Source organism: Streptomyces sp. NPDC088794, from assembly GCF_044750545.1.
Classification (GTDB): Bacteria; Actinomycetota; Actinomycetes; order Streptomycetales; family Streptomycetaceae; genus Streptomyces.
The window spans coordinates 389,079-412,374 of sequence record NZ_JBIVKB010000002.1 but is presented as its reverse complement, the minus strand read 5'-3'; the positions used below and the strand labels follow the sequence as shown (position 1 = coordinate 412,374).

Sequence of the window (23,296 nt, the reverse complement as noted above, 5' to 3'; positions counted from 1 at the left end):
CCACACAGGGACGGTCATACGTCGATGAGCCCCCGCGCCGGATCCGCCGGCCACCCCACGCTCGCGTTCGTCGAGAGCCCGGTACAGCTCCTGAACGTGCTGGAGTGGGCGCACGCCCATGCGCCCGGCGCGGAGCTCACCCTCGTCGTGCTGTCCCCGACCGACCCGATGACCCGCGGTCAGCTGCGCCGGATGGCGGAGCTGGCCCGCGAGGAGGGTCACCACGTCCGCTGGGAGGAGGCCCGAGGCGGTCCGGCGGCACCGTTCCAGACGATCGGCGGCCTGAGCGGCCTGCTCCGGCGGGCACCCCGGGTCGTCCTGGGCGACCCCTTCTCCCGTTACGTACAACTGCTGCTGACCATCACCAAGGCCCGCGACCTCGTCGTCGTCGACGACGGCACCGCGACCATGGAGTTCGTCGCCCAACTGGCCCGCGGGGAGCGCCTGGTGCGCTGGCACCGCAAGGGCGGCCGGCCGGGCGCGCGGGACCTGCTCTTCGCCCCGGTGTCCTCCCGGGCCCGGCACCGGCTCACGCCGAGCGCGAAGAGACGGGTCGAGGTGTTCTCCTCCATGCCGATGGACGAGACGCCGGCCGGAGTGACGGTCACCGCCAACGACTTCTCCTGGACCCGCGCCCGCTTCGGGCCGCCCCGCATCACCAAGGGCGCCGACATGGTCGGCACCTCGCTGGTGGAGACCGGTGTGGTGGACGGCGAGCGCTACCTGGAGGCCGTCCAGCACCTCGCCAAGGCGCACGGCGCCACCCGGTACTTCGCGCACCGCCGCGAGGCCACCGACAAGCTCCACCGGCTGGCCGCCGAGACGACTCTGGAGATCGTCCGGCCCGACCTGCCGCTGGAGCTGATCGCCCGCCGCGGCCCGATCGGCCGCACGATCCTCAGCTTCCCCTCGACGGTCGTCCACACCCTGCCGCTGGCCCTGGCCGGCACCGAGGTCCGCGTCGCCGTCTGCGACATCGACCCCGACTGGCTCACCGACAAGGCCTCCCCCCGCGCCCAGGGCTTCCTGTCCGGCGTCACGGGCACGGCCAAGGACGTCACCCGCCTGTCGTCGGTGACAGTGGTGGCCTGACCCGGAGAGTCGGCTCAGCCGTCCTTGCGGGCCACCAGGAACGCGCGCGGGCGGGTCTCCGTGTCCTGGGGTTCCCGGACCACCCGGGTGACCGGGCGGAGGTCCGCCTTGACGAGCTGTTCGGTCACCGCGTCCGGGGTGCGCCAGTAGTAGTCGAGCGCGATGTCGTGCCCGAAGCGCTCGGCGAGGTGCAGCCGGCCGTCGTCGTCGCCGCTCTGGAAGCCGAGCAGGACGTGACCGCCCGGGGCCAGGAGGCGGTGGAACTCGGTGAGGACCGTGGGCACTTGGTCGTCGGGGACGTGGATGATCGAGTAGAGCGCGACGATCCCGCCGAGGGTCTCCGACGGCAGGTCCAGGGACGTCATCGACCCCACGTGGAAGCGCACCTCGGGGTGGGCCCGGCGGGCCAGCTCCACCATGCGGGGCGAGAGGTCCACGCCGAAGACGGGGATGCCGAGCCGCTGGAGCCGGGCGGTGACATGGCCGGGGCCGCTGCCTATGTCGGCCACCGGCCCGCCGCCCGCCTCTCCCACCAGCTCCGCGAAGCCGGTGATCAGGGCTCTGTCCAGGGTGTGGATGCCCAGCCAGTCCGAGAACCGCTCGGTGTAGGCGTCGGCGATCGTGTCGTACGAGGTCCGGGTGGTGTGCAGGAAATCCGCGGTTTCTGGGCTCACGTGCCCGCACCCTAGTGCGGCCCGCACCCACCCGTCCGCCGGTTCATCGGGGCGGCATCTCCCGTTCGCCCGGCGGAGCGTCCTGCCACGGTTGTGCGACAGTGCGGTCCCGACAGGTGAACAGAACCGCCGGGTGCGTGCCGAGCGTGGTATCCGTTGAAGGAGTGACTCTCCGTGGATCTCATGATCCGCCCGACCGAAAAACGGGCGAGTTTACCCATCCGAACCGATACATATGCGTCGGGCGACCAGATTTTCTTCCCCTAACGGGTTGAACTTTTGTTGATCGAGGGTCAGTTGGTCCCTCCGGCGTCCTACCCTTCAGAGGGTGAAGCAACTTATGTCACTGGAGTCCGAGGCCGATCTGCCCGGGGAAGCCCTGCTTCCCGGCACGCTGCCCGCCGCCCTGCGTGCCGAACTCGTCGCCTTCCGCCGCGACTTGCACATGCACCCCGAGCTGGGCAACCAGGAGTTCCGCACGACCGCGGCGATCAAGGCCCGCCTCGAGCAGGCGGGGCTGAAGCCGCGCGTGCTCGCCATCGGGACCGGGCTCATCTGTGACATCGGCGAGTGGGACGGCGGGCGGCCCATGCTCGCCCTGCGGGCCGACATCGACGCCCTGCCGATCCCGGACACGAAGAGTGAGTGCGCGTACCGCTCCACCGTGCCCGACCGCGCGCACGCCTGCGGTCACGACGTGCACACCACCGTGGTGCTCGGCGCCGGTCTGGTCCTCGCCGAGCTGCACCGGCAGGGCCTGCTGCCCCGTCCCGTGCGGCTGCTGTTCCAGCCTGCCGAGGAGGTGCTGCCCGGCGGCGCCGCCGACGCCATCGAGTGCGGGGTGCTGGACGGGGTGGGACGGATCGTCGCCGTGCACTGCGACCCGCGGGTGGACGCCGGCCGGATCGGACTGCGGCACGGAGCCATCACCTCCGCCTGCGACCGCCTGGAGGTCTCCCTCGACGGCCCCGGCGGCCACACCGCCCGCCCGCACCTGACCACCGACCTGGTCACCGCCGCCGCCCGGGTCGCCACCGACGTGCCCGCCCTGGTCGGCCGGCGCGTGGACAGCCGTAGCGGACTCGCGGTCACCTGGGGACGGATCGAGACCGGGCACGCGCCCAACGTCATCCCGCAGCACGCCGAGCTCTCCGGCACCGTGCGCTGCCTGGACCTGGAGACCTGGCGGCAGGCGCCCGACATCGTGGTCGCCGCGATCGACGAGATCGCCAACCTGCACCGCGCCAAGTCGGAGATCACCTACGTCCGGGGCGTCCCGCCGGTCGTCAACGACCCGGTCGTCACCGACCTGCTGCGCGACGCCATGACCGCCCGCCGGGGCGCGGACGCCGTCGAGTCCACCGAGCAGAGCCTGGGCGGCGAGGACTTCTCCTGGTACCTGGAGCACGTGCCCGGCGCCATGGCCCGGCTCGGCGTGCGCACCCCGGGGGAGCGGACCGTACGCGATCTGCACCAGGGCGACTTCGACGCCGACGAGTCGGCGATCACGGTGGGCGTGGAGATGTTCACCGCCGCCGCACTGCTGGACGCGGAGCAGTAGCCGACGGGCGCGACAGCCCCCACGAGGGCTGTTGCGCCGTCCGGCGCAACACGGTTGTAAGCCAATCGTGCGCCGTTCGAAATCGAGCCGGGTCAGGCGGGCGGAGCCCGAGTTCAGACGCCGTTTGCCTCGAATCGATAACGGCTTTGGAGTAGGTCTTTTTCTGACATCTACGCGCGTTACGATGCCGCGAAGCCGACGCCGCCTGGGCGTGCAGGCCTGAGCACTGGCATGGTGCTCACATCCAGCGCCGATATGGCGCTCAGGTCAGGTGAAGGAGCCTTCCCGTGCGCCGGGTAGCCAAGCTTTCCGCTGCGGTCGCCGCTTCCGCAGCTCTCGCACTGACTGCCACAGCCTGTGGCAGTACCTCCTCCGACAGTGACACCTCGTCGTCCGCCTCCTCCGGCGGTGACAAGGGGATCAAGATCGGCCTCGCCTACGACGTCGGCGGCCGTGGTGACCGTTCCTTCAACGACTCCGCCGCGCGCGGCGCCGACAAGGCCGAGAAGGAGTTCGGCGGTTCCATCAAGGAACTGACCGCCAAGAGCTCCGACACCGAGGCCGACCGTGAGCAGCGCCTGACCGACCTCGCGGACGCGGGCTACAACCCGATCGTGGCCGTCGGCTTCTCCTACGCCACCTCGGTCGACAAGGTCGCCGCCAAGTACCCGAAGGTCAGCTTCGGTCTGATCGACTCGGTCGCGACGGCGAAGAACGTCGACAGCATCACCTTCACCGAGGAGCAGGGCTCCTACCTGGCGGGTGTCGCGGCGGCGCTGAAGACCAAGAAGGACCACGTCGGCTTCATCGGCGGTGTGGACACCCCGCTGATCAAGAAGTTCGCGGCCGGTTACGTCCAGGGCGTCAAGGACACCAACTCCAAGGTCAAGGTCGACGTCCAGTACCTGACCCACGGTTCCGACCTGTCCGGCTTCGCCAGCCCCGACAAGGGCAAGGAAGCCGCGTCCGGCCAGCTCGACAACGGCGCCGACGTGATCTACGCCGCGGCCGGCTCCTCCGGCAACGGCTCGATCGAGGCCGTCTCCGCGGTCAAGGGCGCCTGGGCCATCGGCGTGGACTCCGACCAGTACAACATCCCGGGTCTGTCGAAGTACAAGAACTCGATCCTGACCTCGATGGTCAAGAACGTGGACGTCGGCGTGTACGACTTCGTCAAGTCCGTGCACGACGGCAAGCCGCTGACCGGCAACCAGATCTACTCGCTCGCCAAGGGCGGTGTCGGCCTGGCCACCAGCGGTGGCTTCATCGACGACATCAAGACGCAGCTGGACGCCGCGAAGGCGAAGATCGTCGACGGCTCCGTCAAGGTCAAGACCAGCTGACCTGACGGTTCCCGCCGGAACCCTGGCTCGGCGAGGGGTCTCGACAACCCCTCGTCGAGCCATAACAATGTGTCAACTCTACGCGTGTAGCTTGGAGTTGTCGCGACAGGGTCTGTCCGGCGGGTCAGGCCGGTGCATGTCAGCGGTACCTTGTCACGCACGTGAGCGGGGTCTGGTGCGTCCAGCTGCAAGGCGGAGGAGGGCGGCGACGCGGAGCGTCGGCAACCGACGACAACGCCGCAGATGGGCGTGCCAGACCCCGCGACACCGGAATGACCCGCCGGACAGACCCTGGCGTCGCCGACGCCTGCCCTCCCCTACGCAGCCCCTTTCCCCATCAGGAGAGTGCGCCATCAACGCGTCCAGCCCTCCCGCTGCCGTCGAACTGCGCGGCATCACCAAGCGATTCCCCGGTGTCGTGGCCAACAAGGACATCGACATCACCGTCCGCACGGGCACCGTGCACGCCCTGTGCGGCGAGAACGGTGCCGGCAAGTCCACCCTGATGAAGATCCTCTACGGCATGCAGCAGCCGGACGAGGGCACCATCACCGTGGGCGGCGAGACCGTCACCTTCAACAACCCGGCCGACGCCATCGCCCGCGGCATCGGCATGGTCCACCAGCACTTCATGCTGGCCGACAACCTCACCGTCCTGGAGAACGTGGTCCTGGGCGCGGAGAAGCTGCACGGCATCGGCGCCGGGGCCCGTACGAAGATCAAGGAGATCTCCGACGCGTACGGCCTGAACGTGCGGCCCGACGTCCTGCTCGAAGAGCTCGGGGTCGCCGACCGGCAGCGCGTGGAGATCCTCAAGGTCCTCTACCGCGGCGCCAAGACGCTCATCCTCGACGAGCCCACCGCCGTCCTGGTGCCGCAGGAGGTCGAGGCGCTCTTCGACAACCTGCGCGAGCTCAAGGCCGAGGGCCTCACCGTCATCTTCATCTCCCACAAGCTGGGCGAAGTGCTGTCCGTGGCCGACGAGATCACCGTCATCCGCCGCGGCACCACCGTCGGCACGGTCGAGCCGGCCGGCACCACGCCCAAGCAGCTCGCCGAGCTGATGGTCGGCAGTGAGCTGCCCACGCCGGAGACCGAGGAGTCCACGGTCACCGACGTCCCGCTGCTCAAGGTCGACAAGCTCAACCTCAGCCAGACCGACCTCGACGGCGTCGAGCGCGTCATCCTCGACGCGATCTCCTTCACCATCCACCAGGGTGAAGTCCTCGGCATCGCCGGCGTGGAGGGCAACGGCCAGTCCGAACTGGTCGAGGCGATCATGGGCATCCGCGACCCGGACGCCGGTGTCATCACCCTCGGCGACACCGACATCTCGCACGCCCCCACCCGCCACCGCCGCGAGGCCGGCATCGGCTACATCCCCGAGGACCGCCACCGCCACGGCCTCCTCCTGGAAGCCCCGCTGTGGGAGAACCGCATCCTCGGCCACGTCACCGAACGCCCCAACTCCCGCGGCCAGTTGCTCGACATCAAGGGCGCCCGCGCCGACACCGACCGCATCATCGCGGCGTACGACGTCCGCACCCCCGGCATCGACGTGACGGCCGCCTCGCTGTCCGGCGGCAACCAGCAGAAGCTGATCGTCGGCCGCGAGATGAGCCACTCGCCCAAGCTGCTCATCGCCGCCCACCCCACCCGCGGTGTGGACGTCGGCGCGCAGGCCGCGATCTGGGACCACATCCGCGAGGCCCGCCGCGAGGGCCTGGCCGTGCTGCTGATCTCGGCCGACCTGGACGAGCTCATCGGCCTCTCCGACACCCTGCGCGTGATGTACCGCGGCCGGCTCGTCGCCGACGCCGACCCCGCCACCATCACCCCCGAGGAGCTGGGCTCCGCCATGACCGGTGCGGCCAGCGGCCACCTGGAGCACACAGCGGCCGCCGGCCCGGAGCGCACAGAGGACGACGCCCGATGAAGAAGCTGACCCAACGCATCGACAAGGAGCGGCTGCTCCTCGGTATCGCGGCCCCGCTGCTCGCGATCGTCGCCGCGCTCGTCGTCACCGCCCTGGTGATCCTCGCCACCGGCAAGAACCCGGGCGCCGCCTTCAGCGACATGGTGACCTACGGCTCCGCGAGCGACAGCCAGGTCTACATCCTCAACAAGGCGACGACGTACTACCTGGCGGGTGTCTCGGTGGCCATCGGCTTCCGGATGAACCTGTTCAACATCGGCGTCGACGGCCAGTACCGCATCGCCGCGTTCTTCGCCGCCGTCCTCGGCGGCGCGCTGACCACGCCCGGCTGGATCTCCATCCCGCTGATCATCCTGTGCGCCATGGGCACCGGCGCCGTGTGGGCGGCCATCGCGGGCGTCCTCAAGGTGACCCGCGGGGTCAGCGAGGTCATCTCGACGATCATGCTGAACTCGATCGCCACCGCGATCATCGCCTTCCTGCTCCAGCCCGGAAAGCTCGCCGAGCTGCAGAGCGGCGGCACGGTCGTCTCCACGAAGCCGCTCCCGGACTCCTCGTACTTCTTCCAGATCGACACGGGCGCGGCGGGCGAGCTGTGGGGCTTCATCGTCATCGCCATCCTGGTGGGCATCGCCTACTGGTTCGTGCTCGGCCGTACCCGCTTCGGCTTCGACCTGCGCACCGTCGGCCAGTCCGAGAGCGCGGCGGCCGCGAGCGGTGTCTCGGTGAAGAAGATGGTCGCCACCAGCATGGTGATCTCGGGCGCGGTGGCCGGTCTGATCGGCATGCCGACCCTGCTCAACGACAGCCACCAGTTCAGCAACGACTTCCCGGTCGGCATCGGCTTCACCGGCATCGCCATCGCGCTGCTCGGCCGCAACCACCCGGTCGGCATCGCCCTCGGCGCGCTGCTGTGGGGCTTCCTGGAGCGCACCACCAACCACCTTGAGTTCGAGGGCTACGACAAGGAGATCCTCGGCGTGATCCAGGGCGTCATCGTCCTGTGCGTCGTCATCGCCTACGAGATCGTGCGCCGCTACGGCCTCAAGCGCCAGCAGCAGCGGGTCGGCGCGGAACTCGCCGCCCAGGCCGCCGCCCCGACCGAGAAGCAGGAGGTGGCGCGATGACTGCCACGATGACCGACACGCCGCCCCCCGCGGCGCCCAAGGCGGACAACGCACGCACCCGCTCCGGCCGCTCCCTCGGCCAGATCCTCATGATCGTCGCGGGCGCGCTGCTGCTCGTCGCCGCGGTCCGCGTCATCACCGGCGCCGACCAGCTCACCTCCGAGGGCCAGGTCAGCGCCGCGCTGGCCCTGGCCGTACCGATCGGCCTTGCCGGTCTCGCCGGTCTGTGGTCGGAGCGGGCCGGCGTGGTCAACATCGGCCTCGAAGGCATGATGATCCTCGGCACCTTCGGCGCCGGCTGGATCGGCTGGCAGTCCAACCCCTGGCTCGGCCTGCTGTGCGGCATCGGCTTCGGTGTCCTCGGCGGCCTCGTGCACGCGGTCGCGACCGTCACCTTCGGCGTCGACCACATCGTCTCCGGTGTCGCGGTCAACCTGCTCGCGCTCGGCGCCACCCAGTACCTCGCCAAGATCTTCTTCTCGGACGGCAAGGCGGCCGACGCGGGCGGCAACCCCAAGCAGTCCCCGCCCGTGGACTCGCTGCCCAACATCGACGTACCCGGTCTCTCGGACGCGCTCAGCTCCGTCGAGAAGCACCACTGGTTCCTGATCTCCGACCTCGCCGGCATCCTCGGCGGCCTGGTCAGCGACCTGTCCGTGGTGACGGTGTTCGCCGCGCTGCTGTTCGTCGGCAGCTGGTGGCTGCTGTGGCGCACCGCGTTCGGTCTGCGGCTGCGCTCCTGCGGCGAGAACCCGATCGCCGCGGAGTCCCTCGGCGTCAACGTCTACCGCTACAAGTACGCGGCCGTCGCCGTCTCCGGCGGCCTCGCCGGTCTCGGCGGCGCCTTCCTCGCGCTGGTCACCTCGCACACGTATCTGGAGAACCAGACCGGCGGGCGCGGTTACATCGGTCTCGCGGCGATGATCTTCGGCAACTGGCGGCCCGGCGGACTCGCCATGGGCGCCGGCCTGTTCGGCTACTCCGACGCCCTCCAGCTGCGCAACGGCGGCGAGACCGTGCACGCGCTGCTGCTCCTGCTGGTCGTCCTGCTCGCCGCACTGGCTGGCTGGAAGCTGTACAAGAAGGCGATGATCCAGGGCGCCGTCAGCGCCGTCATGGCCGTGGCGGTCCTGGTCTGGTACCTCACCACCGACGAGGTCCCCAGCGACTTCGTGGGCGCCACCCCGTACGTCGTCACCCTGCTGGTGCTGTCGCTGTCCGCGCAGCGCCTGCGGATGCCCAAGGCGGACGGCATGCGCTACCGCAAGGGCCAGGGCAAGTGACCTCGCGGCCGGACGTCGACTGGGACGGACTGCGGGAGGTGGCGCGGGACGCCATGTCCCACGCGTACGCCCCCTACTCGGGCTTCCCGGTCGGCGTCGCCGCACTGGTCGACGACGGCCGTACGGTCTCCGGCTGCAACGTCGAGAACGCCTCGTACGGCCTTGGCCTGTGCGCCGAGTGCGGTCTGGTCTCGGAGCTGCAGCGCACCGGCGGCGGGCGGCTGACGCACTTCACCTGCGTCGACGGGCGGGGCGAGATCCTCGTCCCGTGCGGCCGCTGCCGCCAGCTGCTGTACGAGTTCGGCGGCCCGGACCTGCTGCTGGAGACCCCGGCGGGGATCCTGCCGCTGTCGGAGATGCTGCCGCAGGCCTTCGGCCCGGACCACCTCACCAAGTAACACCCGTGCGGCCCCGCCGAGTTGTCGCCATCGCTCGGGGGCCGCACGGCTGCTGGAACCCTCGGAAGGAACCAAGCCATGGCCATGGACGCCGTCTCCGTCATCCGCACCAAGCGGGACCGCGGTGAGCTCAGCGACGCACAGATCGACTGGGTCATCGACGCGTACACCCGCGGGGAGGTCGCCGACGAGCAGATGTCCGCGCTCGCGATGGCCATCCTGCTCAACGGCATGAACCGGCGCGAGATCGCCCGCTGGACGGCCGCGATGATCGCCTCCGGCGAGCGCATGGACTTCGCGGCGCTGTCCCGCCCGACGGCCGACAAGCACTCCACGGGCGGTGTCGGCGACAAGATCACCCTCCCGCTGGCCCCGCTGGTGGCGGCCTGCGGCGCGGCCGTCCCGCAGCTGTCGGGCCGGGGTCTTGGCCACACCGGCGGCACCCTGGACAAGCTGGAGTCGATCCCCGGCTGGCGCGCACTGCTCTCCAACGAGGAGATGCTGCACGTCCTGGACACCACCGGCGCGGTGATCTGCGCGGCGGGCGACGGCCTGGCCCCGGCCGACAAGAAGCTGTACGCGCTGCGGGATGTCACCGGCACGGTCGAGGCGATCCCGCTGATCGCCTCCTCGATCATGTCGAAGAAGATCGCGGAGGGCACCGGCTCGCTGGTCCTGGACGTCAAGGTGGGCACGGGCGCCTTCATGAAGACGATCGAGGACGCACGGGAGCTGGCGTCCACGATGGTCGGCCTCGGCACCGACCACGGCGTCAAGACGGTCGCGCTCCTCACCGACATGGCCACCCCGCTCGGCCTGACCGCGGGCAACGCCCTTGAGGTCCGCGAGTCGGTCGAGGTGCTGGCCGGCGGCGGCCCCGCGGACGTCGTCGAACTGACCCTCGCCCTCGCCCGCGAGATGCTCGACGCGGCCGGCGTGAAGGACGCGGACCCGGCCAAGGCCCTGGCCGACGGCTCGGCGATGGACGTCTGGCGGCGCATGATCGCGGCCCAGGGCGGCGACCCGGACGCGGCCCTGCCCACTTCGAGGGAACAGCACGTCATCAAGGCCCCGACCTCGGGTGTCCTGACCCGCCTGGACGCCTACGACATCGGCATCGCCGCCTGGCGCCTGGGTGCCGGGCGCGCCCGCAAGGAGGACCCGGTGCAGGCCGCCGCGGGCGTCGAACTGCACGCCAAGCCGGGCGACGAGGTCACCGAGGGCCAGCCCCTGCTGACCCTGCACACGGACACGCCCGAGCGCTTCGAGTACGCGGTGGAAGCGGTGCTGGGCTCCTACGACATCGAGGCGCCGGGTACGGCCTTCACGGCGTCGCCTGTGGTGCTGGAGCGCATCGCCTGACGGCGGGTCGGCGACGGCGTCGACCGGGAACCTCATGGATGCGGACCGTGGGCAGGAACCCCAGGGATCATCCGACGGTTGTCGGCCTGCGGTCCCTCGGGGCGCGGCCGTCGGCGGCCCGCGCCCTCGTGGCCGGCGGCAGCTGTCGGCCCCTGATCGTCGTCGGGCCCTGACCGTCGTCGGGCCGGATGCCGTCGGCCTGGTTCCTCGCCGGTCATGACCACCAGGGGCCGGTCCTTCGGGGCCGGTCCCTTCGCGCGCACGGTCGGCTCCGTGATCCCGGCCCAAGGGCATGCCTCCTGAGCGCATGCCGTCGGCGGACAGGCGGGCACGCCCCGTGAGCGCGCGGACCGCGATGAGTTCTGACCGTCCGCCCGGTCTACCGCTCGTGGAAGCCATGACACCCGCCGTACTCGTGCTGCCCGGCCCCGTCACCCGTGACGAGGTGGCCGGGCTGTGCGACGGCGTGCGCGCGCGGCTGGAGGCGACCGGAGCGGGCGTCGTCGTGGTGGACGTCGCCGCGCTCGGGCCGCCGGGGCTCGGGGCGGTGGATCTGCTCGCGCGCCTCGAACTGGCCGCCCGGCGGGCCGGGGGCCGGATCAGGCTGCGCGAGCCCGATCCGGCGCTACACGCCCTCCTCGGTCTGGTCGGGCTCCGCTTCGAGATGGAGGGGCAGGTCGAAGAGCGGGAACCACCGCTTCGTGTCGAGGAAGAAGTGGAACCCGGTGAGCCGGCCGTCTGAGATCTCCAGCACCTGGACCGCCCACGGGCTGTAGCCGCCCGCCTCCGGGTCCGGCTTGTACTGGGCGAACCCGGGCAGTCCGTTGACCTGCACCGGAATCAGGCGCGAGCCCTCGCAGGCGGCGCCCAGCGTGGTCATGAAGCCGGTGATGTCGTCGTGTCCGGTCAGCCACAGGTCGAACGGCGGCATCGTCATGACCGCGTCCTCGTGCAGCAGCGCCGTCAGCGCCGTCATGTCGTACCCCTCGAACGCCTTCACATAGCGCTCCAGGAGCTTCTGCTGCTCCTCGTCCAGCGGGTCGGAGACGGCCGCGCCGGCCGCCTTGTCCTCCCGCTCCGCAAGCGTGGCCCGGGCCCGCTGGAGCGCGCTGTTGACCGACGCGACGGACGTGTCGAGCAGCTCGGCGACCTCGCTCGCCCGCCAGGCCAGCACCTCGCGCAGGATGAGCACCGCGCGCTGCTTGGCCGGCAGTTGCTGAAGGGCCGCCATGAAGGCGAGCCGCACGGATTCCTTGGCCACCGCGGCCTCCGCCGGGTCCTCTGGCGTGGGCAGGACGCGCGCGTCCGGCATGGGCTCCAGCCAGGTGTTGTCCGGGCGGGGGGAGAGCGCGGCCTGGGCGAGCGGGGTGGATTCGCTCAGGTCCATCGGACGGGCGCGCTTGTTGCCCGCGGTCAGCATGTCCAGGCAGACGTTCGTCGCGATGCGGTAGAGCCAGGAGCGCAGACTGGACCGGCCCTCGAACTTCTCGTAGCTGCGCCAGGCGCGGACCATCGTGTCCTGCACCGCGTCCTCGGCCTCGAAGGAGGAGCCGAGCATGCGATAGCAGTACCCCGTCAGCTCCGTGCGGTGTTTCTCCAGCCGGAGGTCCAGGTCCGTCGTCGTCGCCGTACCGTCGCTCATCGTCCACCCACCCCTGTGGTGTTTCTGTCGCGCTTCTGTGCGCCCAGCACTTCGGAAGCTACCGCAGGGCACTGACAATGGCCCCTGGAGTGAACAAAGGCGCAGGTCAGAGGTGAGGAGGAGACCTGGGGTCAGGCGGTCACGGGACGCGCGGCCAGCCGGGCCGCCCGGGTCCCGAGGAGGGTGATCGTCACCACTCCCGCCACCGCGAGCAGTCCGACGCCGACCGTCCCGGCCCAGCCGCCGGCGTGGAAGGCGAGCGCGCCCACCGTGCTGCCCGCGCTGGAGCCGATGTAGTACGCCGACTGGTACAGCGCCGAGGCCTGGGCGCGCCCGGTCGTGGCCGTCTTGCTGACCGCCGAGGAGGCGCACGCGTGCCCGGCGAAGAAGCCCGCGGTGATCAGCACCAGGCCCAGCAGGACCAGCGGGAGCGACGGCGCCAGGGAGAGCAGCAGCCCGGAGGCCGTCGTACCGGCCGCCAGATACAGCGCCCCGCGGCGGCCCAGCCGACCCACCAGGCGTCCCGCCGTGGACGCCGACACCGTACCGACCAGGTACACCAGGAAGATCGAGCCGACGATGCCCTGGGGGAGCGAGAAGGGCGCCTCGGTCAGGCGGTAGCCGATCACCGTGTAGACACCGCCGAAGACGGTCATGAACAGGGCGCCGATCGCGTACAGGCGGCGCAGCAGCGGGTCGGCGAGGTGGTCGCGGACCGTGCGGGCCAGTACCCGGGGCCGCAGCGAGCCCGGCGTGAAGTGCGTCGGCGCCGGCAGCAGCAGCCGGAAGGCCACCGCGCAGGCCACCGCGATCGCGCCGATGACACCGACGGCCACCCGCCAGCCCCACTCCTGCGCGACCCATCCGGTGATGACCCGGCCGCTCATCCCGCCGACGCTGTTGCCCGCGACGAACAGTCCGATCGCCGTGACCAGCGCCCTGGGCCGGACCTCCTCGGCGAGATACGCCGTCGCGGAGGCGGGCAGCCCGGCCAGTGCGGCCCCCTGGAGGAAGCGCAGCGCCACCAGCGTGCCCAGCGAGGGCGCGAACGGGACCAGGACCCCCAGGCCCACCGCGACCACCAGCGACGCGGTCATGACCGTACGACGTCCGAAACGCTCCGACAGTGCGCTCATCGGCAGCACGAACAGCGCGAGTCCGCCGGTCGCCGCCGCCACCGTCCAGCTCGCGTCGCTGGCCGCCACCCCGAACTCGCCGGAGATCAGCGGCAGCAGGGCCTGCGTGGAGTACAGCAGCGCGAAGGTCGCCACGCCCGCGAGGAAGAGGGCGAAGCTCATTCGGCGGTAGCCGGGGCCGCCCGGGGTCAGCCGGGAGTCGGAGGCGAGGACGGGGGAGAGGGCATCCGTGGGAGCGGACACCTCGGTACTGGCAGGCATGCCTCGAAGCTACGTACGCGCCCGCTCATCCGTCCAATGCACGGAAACGTCATAATCGTTCCCATGGCGCATCAGCAGAGGTCACAGGCTCACCTGTCACCGTCCGGTGACACAGAAGACATCGTCGCGCTGCTCGCGCCCCGCCTCGCGTACTTCGCGGGCGTCGCCCGCACCGAGCACGTCACGCGGGCCGCGCAGGAGATGCGGGTGCCGCAGTCCACCCTCTCCAGGGCCATGGTCCGCCTCGAACAGGACCTGGGCGTGGACCTGTTCGCCCGCAGGGGCCGCACGGTGTCGTTGACCCCCGCCGGCCGCACCTTCCTCACCTCCGTCGAACGCGCCCTCGCCGAGATCGAGAAGGCCGCCGAGGAGGTCCGGGCGGACGCCGACCCGGCCACCGGCAAGGTCGCGTTCGGCTTCCTGCACACCATGGGTTCGGAGACCGTCCCCGGTCTGATCCGCGCCTTCCGCGCCGACCATCCCCGGGTCCGCTTCACCCTCGTCCAGACCTACGGCGAGGCGATGCTGGAGAAGCTCCGGGCCGGCGAACTGGACCTCTGTCTGACCTCCCCGGTCCCCGACGCCCCCGACCTGGTGGCCCGCCGCCTGGACGAACAGAAGCTGCGCCTGGTCGTCCCCGCCGACCACCCTCTGGCGACCCGCCGACGCGTCCGCCTCTCCGAGGCCGCCGAGGAAACCTTCGTCACCCTCGAACCCGGCTACGGCCTGCGCCGCATCACCGACGACCTCTGCAAGGAGGCGGGCTTCAAGCCGAGGGTCGCCTTCGAGGGCGAGGAGGCGGAGACGCTACGGGGTCTGGTGGCGGCGGGCCTGGGCGTGGCGCTGCTGCCGCCACCGGCCTTTCCCCGCCCGGGGGTCGCCGAACTGACGGTCACGTCTCCGAGAGCGGCGAGGGAGATCGGCGTGGCGTGGCTGGACGGCCATCCCGACACGCCCCCGGTGGCCGCCTTCAAGAAGTTCCTCCTGTCGAGAAGGGGGAGCCTCCTGACCTGAGCCGGTCCGCCCCGACCGTCAGCGGCGCAACGATTTTCCGAACCCCGCGGCCAACGGCATCCGCAGCCCGAGAGGCGGCGGTGCGGCGAACGCGTCCTCCAACGGCCGGGCGAACGACGCCCCGAACAGCGCCCCCCGCACGAAGTCCAGCGCCAGCGCGTGCACTTCGCTCCGGTACTGGTGCAACCCGTGTCCGTCGGCGTGCACTTCGAACCGGCACACGTCCCGGTTCGCCTTTTTCGCCCGGGAGGCGAGCCGGAACGACAGTTCGGGATCGGTCCGTTCGTCGTTCGTGCCGTGCACGATCAGCACCCGCCGCCCCACCAGCTGCTTCACCGGTTCGGGCGAGGCCGCCACGTCGTCCTCCGGCAGCCAAGGCGCGATCGCCAGCACGGAGTTGACGGCCTCGTGCCCGCCGGCCCGCAGCGCCGCCCGGCCGCCCATGTCGACGCCGAGCAGGCAGACGGGCACGTCCCCGTACCGTCGTACGACCTCGTCCGCGGCCCAGGACGCGTCGCCCGCGAGATGCGCCTCGTTGCCGTTCCAGCCGCGGTAGCGGTAGTGGACGACGTGCGCGGCCAGGCCGTCGTCGCGGCCCGCTCGGGCCAGCCGGCGGCCCAACGCCCTTACGGAGGCGGTGGCGAGCATGGGGGACGGTCTGCGGGCGGACTCCTCGTCGCCGCCGGGGAGCAGCAGCACCACGCCGCTCACCGTCGTCGGCTCCGGGCCGAGTGCCCTCCCCAGCCGGGCCCGTCGCACCGGCGTCGTCGCTTGGTGTGCCATGACAGAACAGTGTCAGAAGGGCAGGTGCACCCGAACCGTCCGCGCGGTCACCGTTACGTATCGACGGAGTTGTACACCGGGCGATCTACGCGCGTAGGAAGTAGAGTGCGGCAATGACGAGCCAGAGCACCGCGAACATCCCGACGCCGGACCAGATCCGCCGGGCGCCGAAGGTTCTGCTGCACGACCACCTCGACGGCGGCCTGCGTCCGGGCACCATCGTCGACATCGCGCGGGAGACGGGATACGACCGGCTCCCCGAGAGCGACCCCGACAAACTCGGCCTGTGGTTCCGCGAGGCCGCCGACTCCGGTTCCCTGGAGCGGTACCTGGAGACCTTCTCGCACACCGTCGCCGTGATGCAGACCCGGGACGCGCTGGTGCGGGTGGCCCGCGAGTGCGCCGAGGACCTCGCCGAGGACGGCGTGGTGTACGCCGAGGTGCGGTACGCGCCCGAGCAGCACCTGGAGGGCGGCCTGACCCTCGAAGAGGTCGTCGAGGCCGTCAACGAGGGCTTCCGGGAAGGGGAGCGGCTGGCCCGGGAGAGCGGTCACCGCATCCGGGTGGGCGCCCTGCTCACCGCCATGCGGCACGCGGCCCGCGCCCTGGAGATCGCCGAACTCGCCAACCGCTACCGGGACCTGGGCGTGGTCGGCTTCGACATCGCGGGCGCCGAGGCCGGCTTCCCGCCCACCCGGCACCTCGACGCCTTCGAGTACCTCAAGCGCGAGAACAACCACTTCACCATCCACGCCGGCGAGGCCTTCGGACTGCCGTCCATCTGGCAGGCGCTGCAGTGGTGCGGCGCCGACCGGCTCGGGCACGGGGTGCGCATCATCGACGACATCGAGGTCGCCGACGACGGCTCGGTGCGGCTCGGACGGCTCGCGGCGTACGTACGGGACAAGCGGATTCCGCTGGAGCTGTGCCCCAGCTCCAACCTCCAGACCGGGGCCGCGGCCTCGTACGCCGAGCACCCGATCGGGCTGCTGCGCCGGCTGCACTTCCGGGCCACGGTGAACACCGACAACCGGCTGATGTCCGGCACCGGTATGAGCCGGGAATTCGAGCACCTTGTCGACGCGTTCGGTTACACGCTCGACGACATGCAGTGGTTCTCCGTCAATGCGATGAAATCAGCGTTCATTCCTTTCGATGAACGACTCGCGATGATCAATGACGTCGTGAAGCCCGGATATGCCGAGCTGAAGTCCGAATGGCTGTTCCAGTAGACCGCTTCCACCAGCGGGTATGCGGTCGATAAGAGGTGGCCGGGACGTAACGGCCCACCGGAAATGCGGACGGGTATTCACAATCCGTCCGCATTTCGATGTTTGCGGCGGGTGGCTTCGCATGTTTACGGTCGTGGACCGCTCACATCCCCGTAACCCCATTTCGAGGACGCATTTCATGAAGCAGTCTGCTGCCAAGACCCTCGGTGTCGCCGCGCTCGGTGCCGCCTTCGCCGCCACCGGCGCGGGTGCCGCGAACGCCGCCCCGGCGGTTCCGGACGCGAGCCAGGCGCTGGGCACCCTCACCCAGACGCTGCCCGCTGAGAACGTCGCCAAGGCGCTGCCCGGTGCCGGTGAGGCCCTCAGCCAGGCGCAGCCCGCGCTCGCGTCGGGTCTGTCCGCCGTGCAGCCGGCCGCCCAGAAGGTGCTCGCCGACGGTCCGACCGCGCCGGTCGCCGGCCTCCTCGGCGGTCTCCCGGTGGGCCAGACCGGCCTGCCCACGCACGGCCTGCCGCTGAACGGGATCCCGCTCGGCTGAACCGCCCTCGGACGCACGGATGGGGCGCACCCCCGGACACGGGGTGCGCCCCATCGGCGTACACGGAAAGTGGTCACCAGGCGGTGCGGGCGGCCTTCTCCTCGGAGGGGAACAGGATCCACAGCGCGATGTAGAGCAGGAACTGCGGGCCCGGCAGCAGGCACGAGAGCACGAAGATCACCCGCATCGTGGTCGCGGAGGTGCCGAAGCGCCGCGCCAGCGCTGCGCACACTCCGCCGATCATGCGGCCGTTGGTGGGGCGGGCAATGGCGGACATGTGCGGCTCCTTCGTGAGCGTCGGTCGGGCGGCCGGTCGTGGCTGCCTCATCTGCCTTCAACGCTACGGAGAACCCGCGGATCCGGCGTCGCTCTACGGTGCGATGCCGACCCTGGGAATCGTCGGGGTCCGACCCTGAGCGGCTTCCTCCTGGAGGACGGCCGCGGGCGGCAGGCGATCCCCCCTGCGGCGGAGCCGGGCGCGGCCGGCCGGCACCACCGCGAGATGTGCGAGGGCCACCCCGACGGTGTTCAGGAACAGCGTGTCGACGTCCGCGACCCGGCCGGGCACACCGGTCTGCAACAGCGTGATGCCGAGCGAGATGAGAGCGCCCGCCGTGGCCGTGCGGACCAGGGACGACAGCGGCGCGGCATACAGCCGCCCGTGCACCAGCGGGATCAGTACGCCGAGCGGGGCGAGCAGTCCGAGCCCCTCGGCGATGCGCCGGGCCGCCTCGGGCCAGCCGAGCTCCAGATCGGCGTGGATCCCGGCGAACGGCCGCAGGTTGGCGGGCTGTACCCAGGGGACGTCCAGCGGGCGCAGCGTGAGCCAGGCGACGAACACGAGATGTGCGACGAGGAGAACACCTCCTGCCACACGGACGCGGATCTCGGCGCTGCCGCCGACGAAGCCTTGACGCTGCACGTCCCACAAGACGCGGCCCCCGGCGGGATCGGTTCCGGCTTACCCCCAGGTACCTGGATGAGGCCTCCGCCACACCCGTACGTCAGCCGCTCGTCACCTCGGCGGACGGCGGCTTCTCCGAGCCCGGACGGGAGCGGACCTCGTCCGTGCACTCGTAGCGGCGCAGCGGGTCGCGGCCCGGGCCGCCCAGGATGACCGAGCCGTCGCCCTCCGCCGCGGCCGAGTCGGAGAAGGTGCACACGATCTGGGCCAGCGCGTAGGAGGTGAGGTCGGCGGGCGTGCTGCTCAGGCGCAGCGTGTCCTCCGGATCCCCGGCGCGCGGTCCGCCCACGGCGATGCCGCCGCGCACGTCCGTCGTGTACCCGGCCTCCCGCTGCGAGGAGGACGGTGTCGCCGCCAGCTGGTCCAGCAGCCCCTGCGCCACCAGCACCCGCCGCTGCGAGTCCGCCGTGCCGTCCGGGACTCGTACCGTCCGGTCCACCGCGACCAGCGACGAGCCGCACAGCAGGAACACCTGCACCGGCAGCCCGCGCGAGGCCTGCGTGGAGATGTCCGGCTCGGCCAGCGAGCACAGCACCCGCGAGGGCGCCGCCCCGAAGTCCGTCGGGACCTCCGTGGAACGGATCCCGCACCCCGTCAGCAGCGCCGCGAGCACGGGCAGCGCCAGCAGCCCCCGCACCCCGAACGGACGTGCCGCAGTGGGTCGTACGGTCATGAGGGCTCCCCCTGCTTCCCCTCGGCCTGCTCGGGGTCCTCCGTCAGCGCCGACACGTCCTGCGGCAGCCGCAGCGTGAACACCGCGCCCCCGTCGGGGGAGTTGGCGGCGGTGATCTCGCCGCCGTGGATGTGCGCGTTCTCCAGGGCGATGGACAGACCCAGGCCGCTGCCCTCGGAACGTGGGCGGGAGGCGCTCGCCTTGTAGAAGCGGTCGAAGACGTGCGGCAGGACGTCCTCGGGGATGCCGGGCCCGTGGTCGCGCACCGCGATGACCACTTCGGCTCCTTCCCCGTCCTTGGCCCCCGACTTCCGCACCGCGACCCGCACCGGGGAGCCGCCGTGCTTGAGCGCGTTGCCCACGAGGTTGGCCATGATGACGTCCAGGCGGCGCGGGTCGAGCCGGGCGTGGATGCCCCGCTCGGCGTCCAGGTCGACCGCGTCCAGCCAGGCGCGCGCGTCCAGGCACGCGGTGATCTGGTCGGCGACGTCCACGTCGTCCAGGACCAGGCGGGCGGTCCCCGCGTCGAAGCGGGTGACCTCCATCAGGTTCTCGACCAGGTCGTTGAGCCGCCGCGTCTCACTGACGACGAGCCGCACCGCGGGCTCGATCATCGGATCCATGGACCCGGACTCCGCCTCCAGCTCTTCCTCCAGGATCTCGGTGACGGCGGTGATCGCGGTGAGGGGCGTACGGAGTTCATGGCTCATGTCCGCGACGAACCGGCGGGACGCCTCGTCCCGTGCGGCCATGTCGTCGACCCGTTTCTCCAGCGCCTCGGCCGCGTAGTTGAACGTCCGTGACAGATCCGCGAGTTCATCGGTCCCCGACACCCGCAGCCGGGTGTCGAGCCGGCCCTCGCCGAGCCGCCGGGCGGCCACACCGAGCCGCTGCACCGGCTTGAGCACGGTCGTCGCGGCGGCCTGCGCGAGCAGCGCGGAGCCGATCAGCGCGAGCCCGGTGGCGATACCCAGCGACCAGGCAAGGGAGTTGAGGTCCTTGGCCTCCGGCTCGAGGGACTTGAGCATGTAGCCGGTCGCGCCGCCGCCGATCACCCTGGTACCGGCCACCAGATACGGGGTGCCGTTCTGCACGACCCGCTGCCAGTAGAGGTGGTACGGGTACTTGTTGCCGGAGTCGACCTTCTGCTTCTTGTTCACCGCGGCGCGCAGCGAAGTCGGCACGTCCTGGAGGGAGAAGCCGTCCAGGGCGCCCGAAGTGCCGTACAGGGCCTTGCCGTCGGCGCCCTGCGCCACCAGCAGCACGCTGAAGCGCTGGCTGCTGCCCGACATCTGCCCGGCGGTGTGCTGGAGTTCGTCCTGCGAGGGGTCCGGCGGCAGTGAGCCCGCGCGGTTCTGCATCTCCTGCTGGAAGTCGCGCAGCACCGCGTCCTGGGTGCGGGTGAGCACCGCCTCGCGGTTGAGCCAGTACGCGATCCCGGACGCGGAGACCGCGGCCGTCAGCGCCACCAGGCCGAACACGACGACCAGGCGCAGCCGCAGACTGGTGAACCGAAGCCGGGACCAGACTCCCTTGCGATCCGCGGCCCAGCCGCGGATCCCCCCGTGCGCTTCGGTCACTGAGGCGAGTCCAGCCGGTAGCCGACACCACGCACCGTACGGATCAGGGTCGGGGACGACGGCACGTCCTCGACCTTGGCGCGCAGCCGCTGCACACAGGCGTCCACCAGCCGCGAGTCACCGAGGTAGTCGTGCTCCCACACCAGCCGCAGCAACTGCTGCCGGGACAGCGCCTGTCCGGGCCGCCGGCTCAGTTCGAGCAGCAGCCGCAGCTCGGTCGGGGTGAGCTGGAGATCCTCGCCGTTCTTCGTCACGGTCATCGCCGCGCGGTCGATGACGAGGCTGCCGAAGGTCGCCGCGTCGGTCGACTCGCGTTCCCCGCGCCGCAGCACGGCCCGGATCCGGGCGTCGAGCACCCGCCCCTGGATCGGCTTGACCACATAGTCGTCCGCGCCGGACTCCAGCCCGACGACGATGTCGATGTCGTCGCTGCGCGCGGTCAGGAGGATGATCGGCAGCTGGTCCGTGCGCCGGATACGCCGGCACACCTCGAACCCGTCGATGCCGGGCAGCATCACGTCCAGCACGATCAGGTCCGGCCGTTGCTCGCGCAGCAGCTTCAGACCGTCCTCGCCGGTGGCAGCGGTGGCAACCCGGTGGCCCTGGCGCGTAAGAGACAGCTCCAGGGCCGTACGGATGGCGTCGTCGTCTTCGATCAGCAACAGGGAAGGCACGGGCCTCATTCTGGCCCATGGTGGGGTGGGGTTTCGACTCCTGTACAGGTACGGCCCGTACCGCCGCTCTCTGTGACCGCGCTGTGCGATTCCGTAGCCAGGCCTCTGTGACAGGTCTGTGACAGTCGGCGGACACGTCCATGAAGTGGCCCGGGCAAGCTTCTCGGCACAGGCAAGGAAACGCCGCGAGGCAGCACCGCCTGAGCAGGCCGAACACCGGAAGTCCACGACGGGGGGCGCGAGATGAACACGCTGCACAGCACAAGCGCAAGCGCGGTTGTCACGCGACTGCACGACGTCACCCGGGGTTCAGAGAAGTCCGGTGCCGTGAGCGGGCGGGGGTGCGCTCGCGGCACCGGGCGTCAGCACACCGGTTACATGACGGTGGTTGACAGTGTCTCGGGGGAGGCACACGGGGGAAGCGCGTACAGGGAGGGCACGGGGGAACGTCGTTCGCTGTCGGAGGCGGAGTTCACCGCCTACGTCCAGGAGCGTCGCGCCTCCCTGTACGCAACCGCCTACCACCTGACCGGCGACCGCTTCGAGGCCGAGGACCTGCTGCAGAGCGCGCTGTTCTCGACCTACCGGGCGTGGGACCGGATCAGCGACAAGGCCGCGGTCGGGGGCTACCTCCGCCGCACCATGACCAACCTGCACATCAGCGCGTGGCGCCGCCGCAAGCTGAACGAGTACCCGACCGAGGAACTGCCGGAGACGCCCGGCGACACGGACGCGATGCGCGGCACCGAACTGCGCGCGGTCCTGTGGCAGGCGCTGGCCCGGCTGCCCGAACTCCAGCGCACGATGCTGGTCCTCCGTTACTACGAGGGCCGCACCGACCCGGAGATCGCGGAGATCCTCGACATCAGTGTCGGCACGGTGAAGTCCAGCATCTGGCGGTCGCTCCGCCGGATGCGCGAGGACGAGGTCCTCAGCTTCGGCCGTGACGAGGAGGACGCCTTCGGGGAGCTCGTCGCCTGAGGGTCGGGGGAAGCAAGGGGAAAACGGGGAACCCGGGGGGACCGGGGAAAACACGGGGGAAGCAAGTCGGGGGGAGCGGCAACCGAGGGGGCACCACTGGGGGGTGGTGATCGGTTGGCGGGGATCCAACGGGGGTCACGGGGGAACGGGGCCAACGGGGGACAGCACGGGGGAGCACCACGGGGGAACGGGGAAGCGGGACTGGAGGGCCGGGGGGTCCGTCCAGTCCCGCTTTTCCGTGTGCACCGGTTGTCGTGCCTACCGCTTTGCGCGTGTACGGGGTTCAGATCGTCGGCGTCGCCGCGGGCCGCCGGCCCACCGCCGCCGCGGCCAGCCGCGTCAGGGCCTCGTCCTTGTCGCACGGGTGGGCGCCCAGCGCGGTCTGCCGGCTGACGATCGACCGTTCCTGACGCATCAGCCGCCAGCCCCTGCGGAGCAGGAACGGCACCGACTTGCGGCCCTCGCGCAGATCCCGCAGGAAGCGGCGCCGGAACGTGCGCATCGGCCCGCGGCTGAGGCACAGGGCATCGGCCAGCAGCCCCAGTTCACGGCAGCGCCCCACGATCTCGGCGGCGAAGATGCCCTCCGCGACGAAGAGTGGCGTACGCCCGATGTCGACGGCGTCCTCGCCGGTGCGGGCGCTGAGCGAGAGGTCGTACACCGGGACGTTCGTACGGCCCGTGCGGCACAGCTCGGCTATCGCGGTCACCGCGACGTCCGCGTCCCAGGACTCCGGGTGGTCCCAGTCGATGTCGGAACTCCCCGCCACCTGCGGCAGCGTCGGGTCGTTCCCTTCCTTGTAGAAGTCGTCGAGGCGCAGCACCGGCAGACCGGAACGGGCGGCGACGAGGGACTTGCCCGAGCCCGAGGGGCCGCAGAGCAGCACGACACGGGCGGAGGAAGGGACATGGATGCTCACGGGTCACCAGTTTGACGTATTCCGTACGCCCTGCCGACCCCGCGGGTCGTCTTTGGAGTGCGCATCACACCTCAACTACCCTTCGTGTCGACACGATTACCCTGCGCACCAGAAGGTGGCACC

The 23,296-nt window shown here is 70.9% G+C and carries 23 protein-coding genes; 13 read left to right on the top strand and 10 right to left on the bottom strand.

What is annotated here, in order from left to right; genetic code table 11:
• The first annotated feature begins 24 nt into the window (after positions 1-24).
• Positions 25-1,092, top strand: coding sequence for a hypothetical protein (locus ACIP6U_RS06465; RefSeq protein ID WP_401713711.1), 1,068 nt, complete (start codon positions 25-27; stop codon positions 1,090-1,092).
• Positions 1,093-1,106: 14 nt separating this feature from the next.
• On the opposite strand, the gene ACIP6U_RS06460 is transcribed toward ACIP6U_RS06465, so the two are convergent.
• On the bottom strand, positions 1,107-1,766 hold the full coding sequence (locus ACIP6U_RS06460; protein ID WP_401713709.1) for a class I SAM-dependent DNA methyltransferase: 660 nt from the start codon (positions 1,764-1,766) through the stop codon (positions 1,107-1,109).
• A 340-nt stretch (positions 1,767-2,106) separates the two neighbouring features.
• Here ACIP6U_RS06460 and ACIP6U_RS06455 point away from each other — a divergent pair, with 340 nt between their 5' ends.
• From ACIP6U_RS06455 to ACIP6U_RS06420, 8 genes are all read left to right on the top strand, one after another.
• Positions 2,107-3,327 (top strand): amidohydrolase, encoded by a 1,221-nt coding sequence (locus ACIP6U_RS06455; protein WP_401714412.1) that lies wholly within the window; start codon positions 2,107-2,109, stop codon positions 3,325-3,327.
• A gap of 287 nt (positions 3,328-3,614) precedes the next feature.
• The gene (locus ACIP6U_RS06450) at positions 3,615-4,670 is read left to right on the top strand and encodes a BMP family protein (protein ID WP_401713708.1); all 1,056 of its coding nucleotides are present in this window, start codon (positions 3,615-3,617) and stop codon (positions 4,668-4,670) included.
• Positions 4,671-4,977: 307 nt separating this feature from the next.
• Positions 4,978-6,606 (top strand): ABC transporter ATP-binding protein, encoded by a 1,629-nt coding sequence (locus tag ACIP6U_RS06445; RefSeq protein WP_401714411.1) that lies wholly within the window; start codon positions 4,978-4,980, stop codon positions 6,604-6,606.
• On the top strand, positions 6,603-7,733 hold the full coding sequence (locus ACIP6U_RS06440; RefSeq protein ID WP_401713706.1) for an ABC transporter permease: 1,131 nt from the start codon (positions 6,603-6,605) through the stop codon (positions 7,731-7,733). The genes ACIP6U_RS06445 and ACIP6U_RS06440 overlap by 4 nt, the downstream gene beginning before the upstream one ends.
• Complete coding sequence (locus tag ACIP6U_RS06435; RefSeq protein ID WP_401713704.1) at positions 7,730-9,016, top strand: ABC transporter permease; 1,287 nt, start codon at positions 7,730-7,732, stop codon at positions 9,014-9,016. Before ACIP6U_RS06440 ends, ACIP6U_RS06435 begins: the two co-directional genes overlap by 4 nt.
• On the top strand, positions 9,013-9,414 hold the full coding sequence (locus ACIP6U_RS06430; protein ID WP_401713703.1) for a cytidine deaminase: 402 nt from the start codon (positions 9,013-9,015) through the stop codon (positions 9,412-9,414). The genes ACIP6U_RS06435 and ACIP6U_RS06430 overlap by 4 nt, the downstream gene beginning before the upstream one ends.
• Positions 9,415-9,498: 84 nt before the next feature.
• Positions 9,499-10,776 carry a thymidine phosphorylase gene (locus ACIP6U_RS06425; protein ID WP_401714410.1) on the top strand — a complete coding sequence of 426 codons (1,278 nt, stop codon included), beginning with the start codon at positions 9,499-9,501 and terminating at the stop codon, positions 10,774-10,776.
• A 355-nt stretch (positions 10,777-11,131) separates the two neighbouring features.
• On the top strand, positions 11,132-11,518 hold the full coding sequence (locus ACIP6U_RS06420) for an STAS domain-containing protein (RefSeq protein WP_401713702.1): 387 nt from the start codon (positions 11,132-11,134) through the stop codon (positions 11,516-11,518).
• Here the strand turns inward: ACIP6U_RS06420 and ACIP6U_RS06415 are convergent.
• On the bottom strand, positions 11,402-12,418 hold the full coding sequence (locus tag ACIP6U_RS06415; RefSeq protein WP_401713700.1) for a sigma-70 family RNA polymerase sigma factor: 1,017 nt from the start codon (positions 12,416-12,418) through the stop codon (positions 11,402-11,404). The genes ACIP6U_RS06420 and ACIP6U_RS06415 overlap by 117 nt on opposite strands.
• Before the next feature lie 131 nt (positions 12,419-12,549).
• Positions 12,550-13,815, bottom strand: coding sequence for an MFS transporter (locus ACIP6U_RS06410; RefSeq protein WP_401713698.1), 1,266 nt, complete (start codon positions 13,813-13,815; stop codon positions 12,550-12,552).
• A gap of 63 nt (positions 13,816-13,878) precedes the next feature.
• On the opposite strand from ACIP6U_RS06410, the gene ACIP6U_RS06405 reads away from it, so the two are divergent.
• Entirely contained in the window at positions 13,879-14,829 is a 951-nt protein-coding gene (locus tag ACIP6U_RS06405) for a LysR substrate-binding domain-containing protein (RefSeq protein ID WP_401713697.1), read from the top strand.
• Positions 14,830-14,847: 18 nt separating this feature from the next.
• Here ACIP6U_RS06405 and ACIP6U_RS06400 read toward each other — a convergent pair whose 3' ends face one another.
• On the bottom strand, positions 14,848-15,612 hold the full coding sequence (locus ACIP6U_RS06400) for an alpha/beta hydrolase (RefSeq protein ID WP_401713696.1): 765 nt from the start codon (positions 15,610-15,612) through the stop codon (positions 14,848-14,850).
• Between the two features lie 113 nt (positions 15,613-15,725).
• On the opposite strand from ACIP6U_RS06400, the gene ACIP6U_RS06395 reads away from it, so the two are divergent.
• Both ACIP6U_RS06395 and ACIP6U_RS06390 read left to right on the top strand, forming a co-directional pair.
• Entirely contained in the window at positions 15,726-16,844 is a 1,119-nt protein-coding gene (locus ACIP6U_RS06395) for an adenosine deaminase (RefSeq protein WP_123998128.1), read from the top strand.
• A 178-nt stretch (positions 16,845-17,022) separates the two neighbouring features.
• A complete protein-coding gene (locus ACIP6U_RS06390) occupies positions 17,023-17,382 on the top strand; it encodes an ATP-binding protein (protein WP_401713695.1) in 360 nt (119 codons plus the stop codon).
• 73 nt (positions 17,383-17,455) lie between these two features.
• On the opposite strand, the gene ACIP6U_RS06385 is transcribed toward ACIP6U_RS06390, so the two are convergent.
• The 5 genes from ACIP6U_RS06385 to afsQ1 form a co-directional block, all read right to left on the bottom strand.
• Positions 17,456-17,659, bottom strand: a complete 204-nt coding sequence (locus tag ACIP6U_RS06385; protein ID WP_280878266.1) for a PspC domain-containing protein — start codon at positions 17,657-17,659, stop codon at positions 17,456-17,458.
• 93 nt (positions 17,660-17,752) lie between these two features.
• A complete protein-coding gene (locus ACIP6U_RS06380; RefSeq protein WP_401713694.1) occupies positions 17,753-18,304 on the bottom strand; it encodes a VanZ family protein in 552 nt (183 codons plus the stop codon).
• An 82-nt stretch (positions 18,305-18,386) separates the two neighbouring features.
• Entirely contained in the window at positions 18,387-19,019 is a 633-nt protein-coding gene (locus ACIP6U_RS06375; protein WP_401713693.1) for a hypothetical protein, read from the bottom strand.
• Positions 19,016-20,599 (bottom strand): ATP-binding protein, encoded by a 1,584-nt coding sequence (locus tag ACIP6U_RS06370; protein WP_401713692.1) that lies wholly within the window; start codon positions 20,597-20,599, stop codon positions 19,016-19,018. The genes ACIP6U_RS06375 and ACIP6U_RS06370 overlap by 4 nt, the downstream gene beginning before the upstream one ends.
• Positions 20,596-21,273, bottom strand: coding sequence for a two-component system response regulator AfsQ1 (gene afsQ1, locus ACIP6U_RS06365; protein ID WP_123998123.1), 678 nt, complete (start codon positions 21,271-21,273; stop codon positions 20,596-20,598). The genes ACIP6U_RS06370 and afsQ1 overlap by 4 nt, the downstream gene beginning before the upstream one ends.
• Before the next feature lie 243 nt (positions 21,274-21,516).
• On the opposite strand from afsQ1, the gene ACIP6U_RS06360 reads away from it, so the two are divergent.
• Positions 21,517-22,254, top strand: a complete 738-nt coding sequence (locus ACIP6U_RS06360; RefSeq protein ID WP_123998122.1) for a SigE family RNA polymerase sigma factor — start codon at positions 21,517-21,519, stop codon at positions 22,252-22,254.
• 283 nt (positions 22,255-22,537) lie between these two features.
• On the opposite strand, the gene ACIP6U_RS06355 is transcribed toward ACIP6U_RS06360, so the two are convergent.
• Positions 22,538-23,173: a uridine kinase gene (locus tag ACIP6U_RS06355; protein WP_401713689.1), complete on the bottom strand. Its 636-nt coding sequence runs from the start codon at positions 23,171-23,173 to the stop codon at positions 22,538-22,540.
• Positions 23,174-23,296: the final 123 nt, after the last annotated feature.